This is a genomic window from Pseudomonas sp. FSO-7 (genome assembly GCF_059579345.1).
Genome location: NZ_CM184193.1, coordinates 2,941,230 through 2,956,301 on the forward strand (window position 1 = coordinate 2,941,230; position 15,072 = coordinate 2,956,301).

General features: G+C 64.2%; 13 protein-coding genes. 4 read left to right on the forward strand and 9 right to left on the reverse strand.

The window, feature by feature from the left end; all coding sequences use genetic code 11:
- Window positions 1–70: 70 nt before the first annotated feature.
- The 4 genes from AC515T_RS12865 (at window position 71) to AC515T_RS12880 (ending at window position 2,165) form a co-directional block, all read left to right on the forward strand.
- A complete protein-coding gene (locus tag AC515T_RS12865; protein WP_496532785.1) occupies window positions 71–367 on the forward strand; it encodes a DUF5629 family protein in 297 nt (98 codons plus the stop codon).
- A complete protein-coding gene (locus tag AC515T_RS12870; protein WP_496532786.1) occupies window positions 354–1,529 on the forward strand; it encodes a lactonase family protein in 1,176 nt (391 codons plus the stop codon). Before AC515T_RS12865 ends, AC515T_RS12870 begins: the two co-directional genes overlap by 14 nt.
- 156 nt (window positions 1,530–1,685) lie before the next feature.
- Window positions 1,686–1,865 carry a hypothetical protein gene (locus AC515T_RS12875; RefSeq protein WP_018611529.1) on the forward strand — a complete coding sequence of 60 codons (180 nt, stop codon included), beginning with the start codon at window positions 1,686–1,688 and terminating at the stop codon, window positions 1,863–1,865.
- 174 nt (window positions 1,866–2,039) lie between these two features.
- On the forward strand, window positions 2,040–2,165 hold the full coding sequence (locus tag AC515T_RS12880; protein ID WP_256587218.1) for a hypothetical protein: 126 nt from the start codon (window positions 2,040–2,042) through the stop codon (window positions 2,163–2,165).
- Between the two features lie 175 nt (window positions 2,166–2,340).
- Here AC515T_RS12880 and AC515T_RS12885 read toward each other — a convergent pair whose 3' ends face one another.
- The 9 genes from AC515T_RS12885 to AC515T_RS12925 all read right to left on the reverse strand — a co-directional run bounded on the left by AC515T_RS12885 (window position 2,341) and on the right by AC515T_RS12925 (window position 14,946).
- Complete coding sequence (locus AC515T_RS12885; RefSeq protein WP_496532787.1) at window positions 2,341–2,943, reverse strand: glutathione S-transferase; 603 nt, start codon at window positions 2,941–2,943, stop codon at window positions 2,341–2,343.
- Complete coding sequence (locus AC515T_RS12890; protein ID WP_496532788.1) at window positions 2,940–6,581, reverse strand: AAA family ATPase; 3,642 nt, start codon at window positions 6,579–6,581, stop codon at window positions 2,940–2,942. Before AC515T_RS12890 ends, AC515T_RS12885 begins: the two co-directional genes overlap by 4 nt.
- Window positions 6,578–7,822 (reverse strand): exonuclease SbcCD subunit D C-terminal domain-containing protein, encoded by a 1,245-nt coding sequence (locus tag AC515T_RS12895; RefSeq protein WP_496532789.1) that lies wholly within the window; start codon window positions 7,820–7,822, stop codon window positions 6,578–6,580. The genes AC515T_RS12890 and AC515T_RS12895 overlap by 4 nt, the downstream gene beginning before the upstream one ends.
- A gap of 277 nt (window positions 7,823–8,099) precedes the next feature.
- Window positions 8,100–9,737 carry a BatD family protein gene (locus AC515T_RS12900; RefSeq protein ID WP_496532790.1) on the reverse strand — a complete coding sequence of 546 codons (1,638 nt, stop codon included), beginning with the start codon at window positions 9,735–9,737 and terminating at the stop codon, window positions 8,100–8,102.
- Window positions 9,734–11,473: a tetratricopeptide repeat protein gene (locus tag AC515T_RS12905; protein WP_496532791.1), complete on the reverse strand. Its 1,740-nt coding sequence runs from the start codon at window positions 11,471–11,473 to the stop codon at window positions 9,734–9,736. Before AC515T_RS12905 ends, AC515T_RS12900 begins: the two co-directional genes overlap by 4 nt.
- Window positions 11,470–12,549 (reverse strand): vWA domain-containing protein, encoded by a 1,080-nt coding sequence (locus AC515T_RS12910; protein ID WP_496532792.1) that lies wholly within the window; start codon window positions 12,547–12,549, stop codon window positions 11,470–11,472. The genes AC515T_RS12905 and AC515T_RS12910 overlap by 4 nt, the downstream gene beginning before the upstream one ends.
- Window positions 12,542–13,036 (reverse strand): DUF4381 domain-containing protein, encoded by a 495-nt coding sequence (locus AC515T_RS12915; protein WP_496532793.1) that lies wholly within the window; start codon window positions 13,034–13,036, stop codon window positions 12,542–12,544. The genes AC515T_RS12910 and AC515T_RS12915 overlap by 8 nt, the downstream gene beginning before the upstream one ends.
- Window positions 13,033–13,977: a DUF58 domain-containing protein gene (locus tag AC515T_RS12920; RefSeq protein WP_496532794.1), complete on the reverse strand. Its 945-nt coding sequence runs from the start codon at window positions 13,975–13,977 to the stop codon at window positions 13,033–13,035. The genes AC515T_RS12915 and AC515T_RS12920 overlap by 4 nt, the downstream gene beginning before the upstream one ends.
- 9 nt (window positions 13,978–13,986) lie before the next feature.
- On the reverse strand, window positions 13,987–14,946 hold the full coding sequence (locus AC515T_RS12925; RefSeq protein WP_039589986.1) for an AAA family ATPase: 960 nt from the start codon (window positions 14,944–14,946) through the stop codon (window positions 13,987–13,989).
- Window positions 14,947–15,072 lie beyond the last annotated feature (126 nt).

Here is a 15,072-nt window from a genome sequence, read left to right on the forward strand (position 1 = left end):
AAGTTATGGCCCAAGGCCCACTCCCACATTGGGTTATCATGGCAACTTTCCCAACGACCGACTGATCATCATGACTGCCGTAACCGAAACCCTGCTCGATGCCCTTGAAACCTGCGACATGCTGATCATTGACAAGCTGCATGCGTTCGATTTTTCCCTCGACGAGCAGGATCAATTGCACGTCGAGTGCATGAATGGTCGCACCCGCGAACATTGGCGTTTCACATCGGCGCAGATGCAGGCCGCAACCTTCGATGCAACCTGCAATCACTGGGTCATCACCAGTGATTCGGGTGATCACCACCTGGAGTGCATAGAGGCATTCGGCGGCTACGACGATGAGGACGAAGAACATGAAGATGCGTAGTCTCTGGCCGCTGTTGATGGCCGGCAGCCTGGGTGCCATGGGCGTCCAGGCGGACACCGAAGAACGTCATCAACTGCTGGTGGGCTCCTACACCGCCGGCCAGAGCCAAGGCATCTACCGGTTGCAGTTCGACAGCCGTACCGGCCGCATCGACGCCAACCCGTTGCAAGTGATCAAGACCGACAACCCTTCGTGGCTGACCCTGTCCAAGGACATGACCCGGCTGTTCGTGGTCAACGAAAACGGGCCGGGCCAGAAAGACCCGGTGGGCAAGGTCAGCAGCTATGCCATCGACCCGAAGACCCATGCCATCAGCCTGATCAACCAGGTGCAGTCCCTGGGCAACGAGCCGACTCATTCAAGCTTGAGCCACGATGGGCTGCATTTGTTGGTCAGTAATTATTCCGTCCTGGAAAACCCGGGCGGCACCTTGGTGGTGCTGCCGGTGGGGCCGGATGGCAAGCTGGCGCCGGTGGTCCAGTCGGGCAGCCATCAGCCGAGTCGGGTCGATCCCGAGCGGCAGAAATCCGGTCATGTGCATTCCGCGGTGCCGTCACCAGACGGCAAATATGTGTTCGCCAATGACTTGGGGGCGGACAAGGTGTTTGTCTACCGCTATGACCCCAAGGCCAATCCCGAACTGCCGCTGACGCCTGCCGATCCGCCATTCGTGCAACTGCCGCCGGGCAGCGGGCCGCGCCATCTGTTGTTCAGTGGCGACGGCAAGCACGCCTGGTTGACGATGGAGATGACCGCCCAGGTCGCGGTATTCGATTACCAGGACGGTCGCCTGACCCAGCGCCAACTGGTCGACCTGGCCGCCGGCAAACCCCAGCCGGGCAGGGCGGCGGCTGCACTGCATGCCTCCAGGGATGGCAAGTTCCTCTACGTCAGCAACCGTGGCACCACCAACGAAGTGCTGGTGTACGCCATCGACCCGGCCGCCGGCACGCTCGAAGAGCTGCAGCGACGCTCGGTCGAAGGCGATCATCCGCGGGAATTCAGCCTCGACCCGAGCGGGAAATTCCTGCTGATTGCCAACCAGAAGAGCAACCAGATCGTGGTGGTCGAGCGTGATCCGAAGACCGGCCTGCTGGGTAAAACCGTGCAGAAAATGCCGATGGATGCGCCGAGCGACCTGAAATTCATCGTCCATCAATAGAGCGAAGGCCCCGTATTTCGGGGCCTGCGCCGTTGTATCAACGAGACTGATAGTCGCTAGTATTGCAAAGCATTTCAAAGCGAGACGCCTCGGCGCGTAAGTTTGCTTCACGGCCCAACCGGGCAAGTCAGCCAACTGAATCCGAGGTATACCGCCATGAATCTGAATCTCTTCTCCGTGATCGCCGCTTCCGCCATCTCCGCCACTGTGGCATTGCCTGCCAGTGCCAGCATCGAGATCAGTGACAAGAAAAACCGCACCCAGAGCTACACCGAGAAATACCTGCAACAAAGCGCCAACTTCTATGCGGCGCTGGACCACAAGACCCAACACTGAAATCTCGCGCAACGATCGAAGCCTGCGATCTTTTCATCTTCACGGACCCTCAAGTGAAAGAGAAAAGATCGCAGGCTTCGCCGTTTCTGGAGAAATGCTACTGTAATATCACTTGGCCATGTGTTTAAATTTGACGCTGACAAATTGACTCCTTCGCAGATAAGGATCGACACCATGGCGATGCGTCTGGCAGTGATGCTGCTGTTCCTCTATTCCACACCGATTGTTTCGGCGGCCCAACCGGATGCCGGTGAGTTGGAAGTGGCGCGTGAGCGATTATTGAGTTTGCTGAGCGACTGATCGGATCAGGCAACAAAGGTCGGGCATGATTGCCTTTGTGGCGAGGGAGCTTGCTCCCGCTGGGCCGCGCAGCGGACCTTTTTTGCGATTGCTGCGCAATCGAGCGGGAGCAAGCTCCCTCGCCACAAAAGCTTCCTTAGCCACAGTTATAAAAGTGTGCTCGCCAGGCAAACGGCTACTTAGCCATGATCGCCACGAACAGCTCGGACTCCAGGAACCTCTGCAACCAATCCTGTAGCCGGGGATAGGGCGCCTGGGCAAACCAGTCGCGATCGACATGGGCGAACTGCCGGATGAAGGGCATTACTGCCACGTCCGCCAGGCTCTGGTGCTCCGCCGCGAGAAACGACCGGGTTGCAAGCAATGCCTCCAGGCGGCGCAGAAAGTCTTCACCCTCGCGGCGGTAATGCTCCTGCGGATACTCGGCGTGGCGTTCGGGGTATTTGTAGCGATTCAAGTGCAGCTTGAACACCTGGTCGTTTTCCTCGATCAACGCCGCCGTCAACGCCTGGCCGTCGGCATCGTTCCGTAGCCTCCAGTCCTGCGGGTCGTGTTGGGCCAAGGCCCAGCGCATGATCTCCAGACTTTCATCGATCACCCGGCCATCGACCTGCAGCACCGGCACCGTGCCTTTGCTGGAGAGGGCGAGCATCTCGGCTGGCTTGGCCTTCAGGCTGACTTCGACAATCGCCACGTCAATCGCGCTGTAGCGCAACGCCATGCGCGCCCGCATCGCGTAGGGGCAGCGGCGGAAGGAATAGAGCGTGGCGCGGCTCATTTCACTTCCACCGTGCTCAACCCGTTGCCCTGGCGTCGCACCTGGATCTGCACCGGGATCCGCTCGTGCATTTCCTGCACGTGGGAAATCACCGCGACCTTGCGGCCCTGGGCCTGCAAGCCGTCGAGGGCGTCCATCGCCAGTTGCAGCGACTCGGGGTCCAGGCTGCCGAAGCCTTCGTCGATGAACAGCGATTCGATCTTCAAGGTGCTGGACGCCATCGAGGCCAGGCCCAAGGCCAGGGCGAGGGAGACCAGGAAGGTTTCGCCGCCGGACAACGAATGCACCGAGCGCAGTTCATCGCCCATTTCCGTGTCCATCACCAGCAGCCCGAGCATGCTGCCGCCGCGTTTGAGCCGATAGCGGCGCACCAGTTGCCGCAGTTGGGTATTGGCGTGATGCACCAGCAAGTCGAGGTTGTAGGCCTGGGCCAGCTTGCGGAAGCGGTCACCGGTGGCCGAGCCGATCAGGGCATCGAGGCGTGCCCAGCGCTGGTATTCGGCGTAGGCCTGTTCGATCTGCTGGGCCAGGGCTTGGTTGGCGTTCTGCCGGCGCTGGTCCTCGGCCTGTTCGGCGCGCAGTTCGGCGCAACGCTGTTCGCTGGCGGCGAATTGAGTTTGCAGTTCGGCGAGGGCTTCGGCGAGTTGCTCGGGCGCCAGGTTGCCGTTGTGCTGGGCCTGGTGGTTGTGCAGGCGCTGCTCGCGTTCGGTGAGCAGTACGCGGGCCTGTTCGATGGCCTTTTCGCTGTTGAGCAAGCGCTGGCGCAACTGGCCGACGTGTTGCTCGTCCAGGCTGAGCAAGGCTGCAAGGGCGGCATCGTCCAGTTCAGGATGGCCGGTGCGCCACTGGGCGATACCTGTGGCCAGCGCCTGAAGTTCATGCTCCAGGGATTGCGCCTGCTCCTGGCGGGCCTTGAGTTCGGCGGCCAGTTGCACAAGGCTGTTACGCACTTGCTGCAACTGCTGATTGGCCGTCGCCTCGGCCTCCCGGGTCTGTTCCAGGCGCTGGTCGAGTTGGTGCTGCCAGTGTTCGGCGCTGGGGTGTTCGCCGAGCAGTTGCGCGAGTTTCTCCTGGCACGCCTGCTGTTGCTCGCTCAGGGCACTGAATTGCAGGCGGGCCGCTTCCAGTTGCTGGACGCGGGTCTGTTGGCGGTCCTGTTCTTTTTCCAGGGTCTGCTGGCGCTGGAGCTGTTCACCCAGTTCGTCGCGTTGCTGTTCCAGTTGCTCCAGGCGCTGGGCAATCTGCTGGTCGAGCTGCAAGAAGGCCGCGGCGGGTTCGCTGCGCAAGGCCTGCAAGGTGTCAGCCGGCAGCAGGGTGCTGAAGTGGCTCAACTCCTCGTCCAGGCGCTGGCGGTCGCGGGTCAGTTCTTGCTGTTGGTTGCCCAGGTGTTGGGAGGCCTGCTGGCTGGCTGCTTCGGCCTCGCGCAGCCGCTGGCCCATGCGCGCGGCGTCCTGCTGCAAAGTCAGCAGGGCGGCTTGCCGTTGTTCGTCCTGGCTGATGCGCAAGTGCAGCTGGCTGTTCTGTTGGGTCAACCAAGCGTCGCGCTTGCCCGAATCCTGGGCCAGCAGTTGCGCCGACAACGGGTGGGCTTCCAGGCTGGGCGCCAGGCTCTGTTGCTGGCTGGCGAGCTGGTCCTGCTGTTGTTTGAGTTCCTTGAGCTGGGCGATGACCCCGCTGTACTGAGCCCGCAGGTCGATGACTTTTTCATTGAGCTGCTCGACGGCTTTGCGGGCGTCGGCCTCTTCGGCTTCATCGAAGCGCCCGAGGTTTTCCAGCAGGGCTTCGGGCTGATGATAAGGATGCTCGACGCTGCCACACACCGGGCAGGGCTGCTCGTCCTGCAACTGTGCGCGCAGCTGTTCGACGCTTTCGCTGCGGGCCAGGCGCTGGCGTTCCAGCAGTGCGCGGGTCACGGTCAGGGTCTGTTCGGCGATGCTCAGTTCGGCCTTGGCTTCGCCGCCCTCACGCACCAGGCGGTCGCGTTCCTGCAACGCCTGTTGTTGGCGTTGCTCAAGCTCGGCACCACGCTTGTCCAGCTCTTGCTGACTGGCCCACAGCCGGGTCAGGTCCTCGAAGGCGCGCAGTTGCTTGCGGTTGTCTTGCAGCAGGGTACCAAGCAATTGGATCTGTTCGGCCACGGCCTCCGGCTCGGCGCCGGCTTCCTTGTACAGCACCTCGAGGTCTTGCCGGCGGCTAGCCAGTTCCTCGGCGGCACGGGCGGCGCCTTGTTCCAGCGTGGCGAGTTCGGCCTGGCCCTGGTTCAGGCGGTTGCCGATCAGCATCAGTTGTTGGAGGCGGTCGCGATAGGCGTTCCAAGCGTCGCTCAGTGGTGCCAGGTGCGTGCTTTGTTCAAGCTCGCCGGCGATTCGCTGCAAGCGCTCGGCCACCTGTTTTTGCTGATCGAGCAAGGTGTCGATGGCGTGCTGGCCTTCGCTGCACGCCTGTTGTGCCGTTTCCTGGCGCTCGGCGGCTTGGCTGGCGTCTCTGGCGAGGCGGGCCAGGGTGCTTTGTTCTTCAAAGGCCTGGCGCAGCAGCGGCGCGCTGTCGCTGCTTTGTTGCCGAGCCGCGGCCAATGCCAGTTGCGTGGCGCCCAGGCCTTTTTCCTGTTCGGCTTGCTGTTGATGCAGGTCGATCTGCTGCTGGGTGAGCTGCTGGATCTGCGCGGCCAAGGGGTCGAGCTGTCGGCTCAACTCCGCCTGGCGAATGAACTGATGGCGCTGGGGTGCCAGTTGTTCCAGGCGGGTCAGTTTCAGGCGTTCGTCGGCCAGGGCGTTCCAATCGGCCTGGGCCTGTTGCAACTGTTCGGCGGCGCTGGCGTGTTCGTCCTGCAACTGGCGCAGGTCGCGCAGCCAGGTGTGTTGCTGTTCCAGTTGCTTGAGTTGCGCCTGCTGGGCCTTGAGGTGTTGCTGGGCGTCGTTGAAGCGCTGGTCCAGCTCGGCCCGGGCCTCGGGGGCCAGCGGCGTGACACCGGTGGCCTGGTCCTGCAACTGCCGGTGGCTGTCCTTGGCTTGCTTGGCCTTGTCGAAGGCACGGCGGCCGAGGCGGGTATACAGGGCGGTGTCGGTGAGTTTTTCCAGCAGTTCGCTGCGATCGTTGTCATCGGCCTTGAGGAACGCGCTGAACTCGCTCTGGGCCAGCAACACGGCGCGGGTGAACTGCTCGAAATTCAGGCCCAGGGCGGCTTCGAGCTGGGTCTTGTATTCGCCTTTCTGGCTCGCCAGCAGTTGATCGTTGTCCAGGTCCCGCAGGCTCTGGCGGCTGGCTTGCAACTTGCCGCCGGCTTTTTCCCGGGCGCGATTGGCTTCCCAGCGGGCCCGATAGCGACGCCCGTCGATGCCGCGAAAATCCACTTCGGCAAAGCCATCGCCAGTGCCACGGCGCAACAGCGTGCGCGGGTCGCCCGTGGCAATCTCGCCATCGACATCCGGCACCTTGGCATCGCGACCGGTGTTGTTGAGGCGCGGCACGGCGCCGAACAGCGCCAGGCACAAGGCATCGAGCAGCGTGCTCTTGCCGGCGCCGGTGGGGCCGGTGATGGCAAAGAGGCCGGCACTGGCCAAGGGTTCGGCGGTGAAATCAATTTCAAACGGCCCGGCCAGGGACGCCAGGTTCTTCAGGCGGATCGCGAGGATCTTCATGGCTGCTCGCTCTCCATCTGCACGTCTTGCAACAGCACGGCAAAGTCCTTGAGGGTCTGTTCGTCCACTTCGTTGCCATAGGTGTCCTGCCAGGCGCGGCTGAACAGTTCCTGCGGGCTGAGTTGATCCAGTTCCACCAGCGCGCTGCTGTCATCGGCACTGCCGGCGCCACCGTTGCCGGCGTACTCGGCGGCGATCCGCACCAGGCGCACGGCCTTGCCTTGCAGCGCGGTCTCCACCTGGTGGCGCAGGTCGGGCTGCGGTTCGTCGAGGCGCACCCGCACTTCCAGCCAGGGTTGGCGCTGGACGTCGGCCAGCAGGTCGATGTCGGGCAACTCCTTGAGTTGCCCCAGGATATCGGCCAAGGGCGCCGGGCCCAGGCGTTGCAGGTTGACGGCCCGGGGAATCAGGCGTGGCTCGACCTTGACCAGGGTTTCACCGTCCAGGGTGATGTCGAGAATCTGATGCTGGTAACCAATCTCCGAGAATGACAGCGGGATCGGCGAGCCGCTGTAGCGGATGCGCTCTTCACCGTTGACCTTCTGCGGCTTGTGCAAGTGACCGAGGGCGACGTAGCTGATGCTCGGGCCGAACAGGCTGGCGGGCAGGGCCTCGGCGTTGCCGATGATCAGGCTGCGCTCGGAATCCTCGGACACTGAACCGCCGGCCATGTGCGCATGGCTGATGGCGATCAGCGCCTGGCCTTTCTTGCGCTTGCTGTTGGCCGCGGCGATCAGCCACTCATGGACCTGGCCGATACCCCGCAGGTAGTCGTCGCCCAGTTGCGCGCCGGTGACTTCGGCGGGGCGCAGGAACGGCAAGGCCAGGCACCACGCCTTGACCTTGCCCTTGGCATCGGGCAACGGCAATAACAGGCGTTCGACGTCCAGTTGACCGTCGTCCAGCCACAACACCCGGCCCAGGGCGTGGGTGCGCAAACGTCGCATCAGCGGCGCAGGCAATTCGATACGTGAGCCGGAGTCGTGGTTGCCGGCGATCATCACGATGGTCAGGTTGGCGTTTTGTTCGTGGGCACTGACGATGAAATCGTACAGCCGCTCCTGGGCTTTGACCGGCGGGTTGACGGTGTCGAAGATGTCGCCGGCGATCAGCAGCACGTCGGGTTTTTCGTGGGTCAGTTGACGCAGCAGCCAGTCGAGGAAACAGGCGTGTTCGAAATCGCGTTCCTGACCGTGCAGGTTTTGCCCCAGGTGCCAGTCGGAGGTGTGAAACAGACGCAAGGCAAACTCCAGAAAACAGATGATGGCCGCGGTGAAGAGGAGGGCGGCTAAAAGAAGGAGAGTTTACTGGGAAACCGGGGGGAGGACTTGTTCAACTTCGAGGTATCTGCTGCAGCGCGATCCTGTGGCCAGGGAGCTTGCTCCCGTTGGGCTGCGTAGTGGCCCCCTTTTTTGCGATTGCTGCGCAATCGAGCGGGAGCAAGCTCCCTCGCCACAAAAGCACAAAAGCACAAAAGCACAAAAGCTACAAAGCTCAAAAGCTACAAAAAAGAGCGGGTTATTTGGGGTAAAGCGGCGGCAATCCCGAATCACCCGCAGAATCCAGCGCCCCTTCGGTGGGCGGGATGGTGCGAATGGCCCGCCACAGGTCTTCGCCTTGCCAATGCTGGCCGGTCTCGCTGTAGAGCGCGCCGTTGAGGCCGTCCAGGGCGTCGGACAGCGGCACGAAGCGCGCCGCCATGTCGGCCAGGGTCTCCGGTTGCTGGCGGGCCCAGGCGTCCAGGGCCTGGCGAGTGGCGTGGGGGTCGTTGGCCAGGCAGGTGCGCTTGAGGTCGTCCAGCAGGGTGCGCGGGCTCGGTCCGGCCTGGGTCGAGCGCAGGATCGCCGGCTGCCACCGGGCGCGCCACCACAAGCCAAAGCCGAGCAACGTCGTGCAGGCCAGGATCAGGCTGCTCAGTTGCCAATACCACAGGCTCTCGTTGTCGACCGTCGTCACGATCTGCGCCGTACCGGCCGGCGTATCCACCATCAGGCTTGGATTGTTCGCCACTTGCAGGGTCCGCGCCGGGAGGCTGGTGCGGTCCAGGTGATCTTCCAGGGTGTTCCACCAGACCACTTCCACCGGTGGCAGCTCGATGGTGCCGCTCCGGTTGGGCACCAGCGCCTCGCGGTCTTCGCGGCTGCCCACCAGCCCGCGTTCACTGCTGCGGCTGCTGAGGACCGGTTGGTCCGGGTAGCGCCGCAGGCCATTGATTTCGGTGGCTGGCAGCGGTGGCAACTGGGCGCTGGCCAGGCCTTCGGCTTCCAGGGTCAGGCTGCGGGTCAGGGAGTCGCCGACCTGGCTGTGGGTCGGTTCCGGGCTCCAGCTTTCGCTCAAGGACAGGCTGCGTGCCGGCAGCCAGGGTACGTCGGCCGGGTAGCTGGCGGGCTTGGGTTTGACGCTCAGCAGCAGTTGTTCGGAGCTGACCCGCATCAATTGGCCGGGCTTGGGGCCTGAAGGTGCGGCGTCCTGGGCCACCGGTTCGACCAGGGTAGCGCTGAAGGTCTGGGCCGGGATCGTCAGCTCGCCGCTGCGCTGCGGGTAGATGCCATAACGCAGTTCGATCACGCCGTGGCGCACATCGTTGATGACCTTTTCATAGGTGCGCGATTCGCCCAGTTGTTCGGTGCGGGCGTCGGGGATGTGCAGCGGCGTCAGGCTGCTGTCGTCGTACAGCGACACCGAATGGTAGATGCGCAGGGTCAGGATCGCCTGGGCCTGTACGTAGACATCGCGCTGGTCGAGGCTGGCCTCGATGAACACCGGCGCCAGGGTCCCCGAGGCGTTGCGGGTTTCGCTTTCGATGACTTGCAGAGTGATGGGCTGGCTGCTCACCTCGCCCAGTTGCAATGGAGGAATGACCACGGTGCCGCTTCGACGCGGCAGCAGGGTGACGATCCAGCGGGTGGTGGCGCGGTTCTCGCCGTCGAGGGTGGTCAACTGGTTGACCTGGCGGGTGCCGCGTACATCGAACAAGGCCTGGAGCGGGCCCAGGTCGGGTTTGCCGAACAACGTGGCGTCATTGGATTCCAGGGTCAATTCCACCGTTTCCCCGGAATTCAGGCGGCTGCGGTCCACACTGGCCGTCAGCTGTGCAGCCTGGGTTCCAGAGGCCCAGAGCAGCAAGACGAGGAGGTAGGCGGTGAAGCGGGTCATGGGGTTTTTCCCTGGGCCTGATGGCTTTGCTGTTCATACCAGAATTTACGCCTGAGCAGCTCGCCGGGATTGTCCGGGATCTGGCGCAGCCACTGTTCCATGGCCTGGCGTTGTTCTTCTTCATTGCGCTGGCCGGCGGCGGGACGCAGCGGCGGCGTGGTGGTTTGTTCATCAGGCAGCTCACTGCCCGGCACATCCTGGGCGGTGGGCGCTTGTGCGGTCCGTGGGGGCTGGGACTCGTCCGGCGTCGCGGTCGCCTCGCTGGATGGCTGTCCCGGTTCGGAAGACGGGTGGGTTGAATCGCTATCCGGCGCTTGTTCGGCCGGCCCCGGTTCCTCGCTTTCGGCGGGCTTGGGCTCTGGCGTCGCCGGTGGTGCCTGTTCCTTCAACAGGCTCTGTACCAGGGCCTTGTTGGTCTGGGCCGGGCGCAGGTCGGGTTGCAGTTCCAGGGCTTGTTCATAGGCATCGAGTGCGGCTTCCAGCTCGCCGCTCCGGGCCAGGGCATTGCCACGATTGTAGTGGGCACGGGCGTCGTTGCCTTCGGCGAAGCGCCGGGCGGCTTCGCTGTATTGGCCGGCTTCGTACAGGGCGACGCCTTGCCACTGGCTGTCTTCGAAGTGGACGGCGGCTTCGGCGGGGCGCTTTTGCTTGAGCAAGTGCTGGCCCTGTTGGTCGGCGCGCAACCACAGGTCCTGGAATTCGAAGGCGTGGCCGGTTTGCGGCAAGGCGAACAGCAGCGGCAGGCAGAACAGCCAACCGCGACGCCCGGCGCAGGCGGCCAGCAGCAACAATGGCAGGAGCAGCCAATGACCCTGGTCGGCCCAGGTGTCCAGGCGCAACGTCTGGCCGTCGCTGCGCAGATGGCGAGGACCGTCCAGCAGGCCCAGGCCGCGCAGGTCGCTGTCGTCCAGCCGCGCCGGGCGGTAGCGACCGTCCAGCTCGTTGGCGAAGGCCTTGAGGCCCGGGCTGTCCAGGCGTGGCACCAGGATCGAACCCTGGGCATCCTTGAGGTAACTGCCATCTTCCTGGGCCACCGGTGCGCCTTCGCGGGTACCGATGCCCAGCATCAGCCATTGCGTGGCGGAGCCGTCCAGGACCAGGCGGATGCCTTCACGTTCCTGCTCGTTCAACGACGAACCGATCAGCAGGATCCGACCGTGGCCGAGCTCACCCTGGTCCAGCAGGGCCATGGCTTTATGAACGGCCAGGTCGGCGCGATGGCCGCTCTGGGGCATGATCGACGGCGCGAGGGCTTCGAGCAGGTTGGTGCTGGTGGCCAGGTCGTCGGACAGCGGCACCAGCGTGTGGGCGCTGCCGGCATAGACGATGATCGCGGTCTGGGCATCGCTGCGGTTCTGCAACAGGTCCAGCACCTTGCGCCGGGCCTGTTCCAAGCGCGTGGGCGGAACATCGGTGGCGAGCATTTCCGGGGTCAGTTCCAGTATCACGACTAGCGGGTCGGCGGGTTTCTGGCTGGTCTGTTCGACCCGCGCCCAGCTTGGCCCCAGTAACGCCAGCACGATCAACAGCCAGCCCAGGCCGAGGGCAATCCACGGCAGCCGGCTTTCCCGGCCACTGCCACCACTGAGCAGCACCGCATGGAAGGCCGGTGGCAGGATCATCTGCCAGCGGCCCACCCGCTTCTGCCGGTGCCACAGTTGCCAGAGCAACCAGCCCAGCAACGGCAGCAGCAACACGAACCAGGGGCGCAGCCAGTGTGGCCAGAGGGCGATCATCGACGCCTCCGCAAGCGCAGGCGCTTGAGCCGCTGGCGCCACTCGGTGTGTTGGGCCGGCTGGAACAGCGCTTGGTTGAGCAGGCGTTGCAGTGGGTTGTCCGGCCAGCGCGCCCGGGCCACCAGCAACATGCTCAACAGCAGCGCAACGGCCAGGGGCCAGTGATACAGCGCCAGGGCAGGGCGCGCCTGGGTCGGTTGCTGGGTCACCGGTTCGAGCTGGTCGAGGGTGGTCTTGATCGCCAGCAATTGCTCGCCATCCTGGGCGCGGAAATAGCGACCGCCCGTGACCTGGGCAATGTCCTTGAGGGTCGGCTCGTCGAGGTCCAGGCTCGGGTTGACGCCGAGGAAGCCCGCCGTGCCGCTTTGCTCCGGGTCGGCACCAATGCCGATCGGGTAGATTTTCACGCCTTCGTCGGCGGCCAGCCGAGCGGCGGTCAGCGGGTCGATTTCGCCGCCGTTGTTGGCACCGTCGGTGACCAGGATCAGCACGCGACTGTGGGCCGGACGCTGGCGCAGGCGTTTGAGGGCCAGGCCGATGGCATCGCCGATGGCGGTGTTCTTGCCGGCGATGCCGATGCGCGCTTCGTCGAGCCAGCGACGCACGGTGCGGCGGTCGAAGGTCAGCGGCGCCTGCAAGTAGGCCTGGCTGCCGAACAGGATCAGGCCGACCCGGTCACCTTCGCGGCCTTCGAGAAAATCCCCGAGCATGTGTTGGACCAACGTGAGGCGGCTGACTTCTTCGTCCTTCCACTGCATGTCGGGAAAGTCCATGGAGCCCGAGACGTCCACCGCCACCAGGAGGTCGCGACCGCTGGCGGCAATGGGCAGCGGCTCCCCCAGCCACTGCGGTCGTGCAGCGGCAATCAGCAACAGCAGCCAGAGCAGGATAAAGGGCGTCTGTTGCCGCCAGGTCGGCAGATTGGCCCGGGCCCGACGGCCCACCAGGCCTTCCAGGTCGCCGAGAAAACTGACCTTGAGCGCCGACTCGCCGCTGTCGGCCGCCGGCAGCACCAGGCGCATCAGCCAGGGCAGCGGCAGCAGGGCGAACATCCACGGCCAGGCGAATTCAAACATGTTTGCGAATCCAGATTTCCACCGCCTGGGTCAGGCCGGCGATGGCTTTGTCATCGAGTTTGCATTCGGGCTTGTAGGCGCCTTCCACCAGTACCATCCAGCGCGTCAGGCCGGCGGCCGGGCAACGGTTATCCAGGAAGGCCAGCCATTTGCGCCCGTTGAGGGTGTGGCTCTGGCTGTAGGGGTAGTGGTTGCGGCATAGGCGTTTGAGCAGCCCATTGAGCTGCTGGAGCCAGGCACCGGCTGGCGCGCCGTCGTAGGGCTTGGGCAGGCGGGCGAGTTCGGCCAGGGCGGCCAGGCGCACCGGGTCCAGGGGTTGCTCGTTGCGGTCGGTGGTGCGCTTGGCGGGAATGAACCGGCGCAATTGCCACAGGCCCAGGCCCAGCAACGGCAACATTACCAGCAGCAACCACCAGCCCGGCGCGGGCGGCCAGAAGCCAATGGGCGGTGGCGCCATCAGCGGCTGCAGTTGATCGAGATTGCTCATCGGCCTTTCCCGGCCCGCTTGGGGTTCAGGTATTCGCGCAGTTGCTCGACCATGTCGCCCTGGGTGCTCAGGGGCATCATCAGGATCCGCAGCTTCTGCGCCAGCAATTCCCAACGCGCCTGGCGTGCCTCGGCCTGGGCGCGATAGGCCTGGCGCAGTTCGAAATTCAGGGTGTCGAGTTCCAGCTGCGCGCCACGCTGGGCGAAGCGCAGCAAGCCGGCGGCGGGCAAGGCGTGATCCAGCGGGTCCGACAGCGGCAGCAGCAACAGGTCGCAATGACGCGACAGCAGGCTCAGTTGCTGCTCGGCGCCGTCGGACAAGGCTCGTTCGTCGCAAATCACGATCACCAGGCTGCCGGGTCGCAGCACTTCCCGGGCCCGGCGCAGGGCGATGCCGAACGAGTCGCGGTCCGGCTCGCCCTCGGTGTGCAACGATTGATTGACCCGCACCAGCCGGTTGAGCAATTGCAACAGGCTCTGTTTGCTGCGTCGCGGCTTGACCTCGTAATGGGTGTTGTTGCCGAACACCAGGCCGCCGACCCGATCGTTATGCCCCAGCGCGGCCCAGCCGATCAGACTGGCGGCCTGGGCGGCAAGCACCGACTTGAACATCAGTCCAGAGCCGAAGAACAGCCGGTGGCTTTGCTCGATCATGATGAAAATCGGTCGCTCGCGTTCTTCGTGGAACAGTTTGGTGTGAGGCTCCTGGGTCCGGGCGGTGACGCGCCAGTCAATGGTGCGTACGTCGTCGCCGGCCTGGTAGACCCGCACCTGGTCGAAATCCACCCCGCGCCCGCGCAGCTTGGAGTGATGCAGGCCGATCAGCGGGCTGCGCTGGCCCGGTGTCGAGAACAATTGCACCTCGCGCACGCGATGGCGCATCTCGATCAGCTCCGAAAGGCTGACGCGGATGCCCGGTGCGGGCGCCAGGGGGTTATTCATGACTCATGCTCAAGCGACAGCGACGACGTCGAGAATCCGCTGCACGACCCGGTCCTGGTCGATGCCGGCGGCCTCGGCTTCGAACGACAGGATGATGCGATGGCGCAGCACGTCGAACAGCACGGCCTGGATATCTTCCGGGCTGACAAAGTCGCGCCCGGCCAGCCAGGCATGGGCACGGGCGCAGCGGTCCAGGGCGATGGAGCCCCGCGGACTGGCGCCGTAGGCGATCCACTCGGCCATCTCGGGATCGAACTTGGCGGGGTTGCGGGTGGCCATGATCAGTTGCACCAGGTACTCCTCCACGGCATCGGCCATGTACAACCCGAGGATCTCCTTGCGGGCGGAGAAGATCGCCTGCTGGCTCACGCGGCGCTCGGGCTTGGTCTCGCCGTTCAGCGCTTCACCCCGGGCCTGCTGGAGGATGCGGCGTTCCACGGCGGCATCGGGAAAGCCGATCTTGACGTGCATCAGGAACCGGTCGAGCTGGGCTTCGGGCAGCGGGTAGGTGCCTTCCTGCTCGATCGGGTTCTGCGTGGCCATCACCAGGAACAGCGGCGACAGTTCATAAGTGCTGCGCCCGACACTGACCTGGCGCTCGGCCATGGCTTCGAGCAGGGCCGACTGGACCTTGGCCGGGGCGCGGTTGATTTCGTCCGCCAGCACCAGGTTGTGGAAAATCGGCCCTTGCTGGAACACGAAGCTGCCGGTTTCCGGGCGGTAGATCTCCGTGCCGGTGATGTCGGCGGGCAGCAGATCGGGAGTGAACTGGATACGATGGAACTGCGCTTCGATGCCCTCGGCCAGCTCTTTGATGGCTTTGGTCTTGGCCAGCCCAGGCGCGCCTTCCACCAGCATATGACCGTCGGCGAGCAGGGCGATGAGCAGGCGCTCGATGAGTTTTTCCTGGCCGAGAATCTGCGTTGAAAGAAAGGTTCGCAGCGCAAGCAGCGCTTCACGATGTTCCATCGATGACTGTTCCTGGAAAGGGTGGCCCCAGGCGTTCGGATAACGCCGGGGCTGGGGGCGTTACTTTAATGCATGGCGGGGGTTGGCGACTAACGGGATTTTGTCTGGTGTGCGGATTTGTGATCG

Excerpts from the sequence above, each read along its gene's own strand:
- AC515T_RS12915 (WP_496532793.1), bottom strand. The coding sequence starts at position 13,036 with ATGAGCAATCTCGATCAACTGCAGCCGCTGATGGCGCCACCGCCCATT.
- AC515T_RS12870 (WP_496532786.1), top strand. The coding sequence starts at position 354 with ATGAAGATGCGTAGTCTCTGGCCGCTGTTGATGGCCGGCAGCCTGGGT.
- AC515T_RS12890 (WP_496532788.1), bottom strand. The coding sequence starts at position 6,581 with ATGAAGATCCTCGCGATCCGCCTGAAGAACCTGGCGTCCCTGGCCGGG.
- AC515T_RS12865 (WP_496532785.1), top strand. The coding sequence starts at position 71 with ATGACTGCCGTAACCGAAACCCTGCTCGATGCCCTTGAAACCTGCGAC.
- AC515T_RS12925 (WP_039589986.1), bottom strand. The coding sequence starts at position 14,946 with ATGGAACATCGTGAAGCGCTGCTTGCGCTGCGAACCTTTCTTTCAACG.
- AC515T_RS12900 (WP_496532790.1), bottom strand. The coding sequence starts at position 9,737 with ATGACCCGCTTCACCGCCTACCTCCTCGTCTTGCTGCTCTGGGCCTCT.
- AC515T_RS12885 (WP_496532787.1), bottom strand. The coding sequence starts at position 2,943 with ATGAGCCGCGCCACGCTCTATTCCTTCCGCCGCTGCCCCTACGCGATG.
- AC515T_RS12880 (WP_256587218.1), top strand. The coding sequence starts at position 2,040 with ATGGCGATGCGTCTGGCAGTGATGCTGCTGTTCCTCTATTCCACACCG.
- AC515T_RS12920 (WP_496532794.1), bottom strand. The coding sequence starts at position 13,977 with ATGAATAACCCCCTGGCGCCCGCACCGGGCATCCGCGTCAGCCTTTCG.
- AC515T_RS12905 (WP_496532791.1), bottom strand. The coding sequence starts at position 11,473 with ATGATCGCCCTCTGGCCACACTGGCTGCGCCCCTGGTTCGTGTTGCTG.
- AC515T_RS12910 (WP_496532792.1), bottom strand. The coding sequence starts at position 12,549 with ATGTTTGAATTCGCCTGGCCGTGGATGTTCGCCCTGCTGCCGCTGCCC.
- AC515T_RS12875 (WP_018611529.1), top strand. The coding sequence starts at position 1,686 with ATGAATCTGAATCTCTTCTCCGTGATCGCCGCTTCCGCCATCTCCGCC.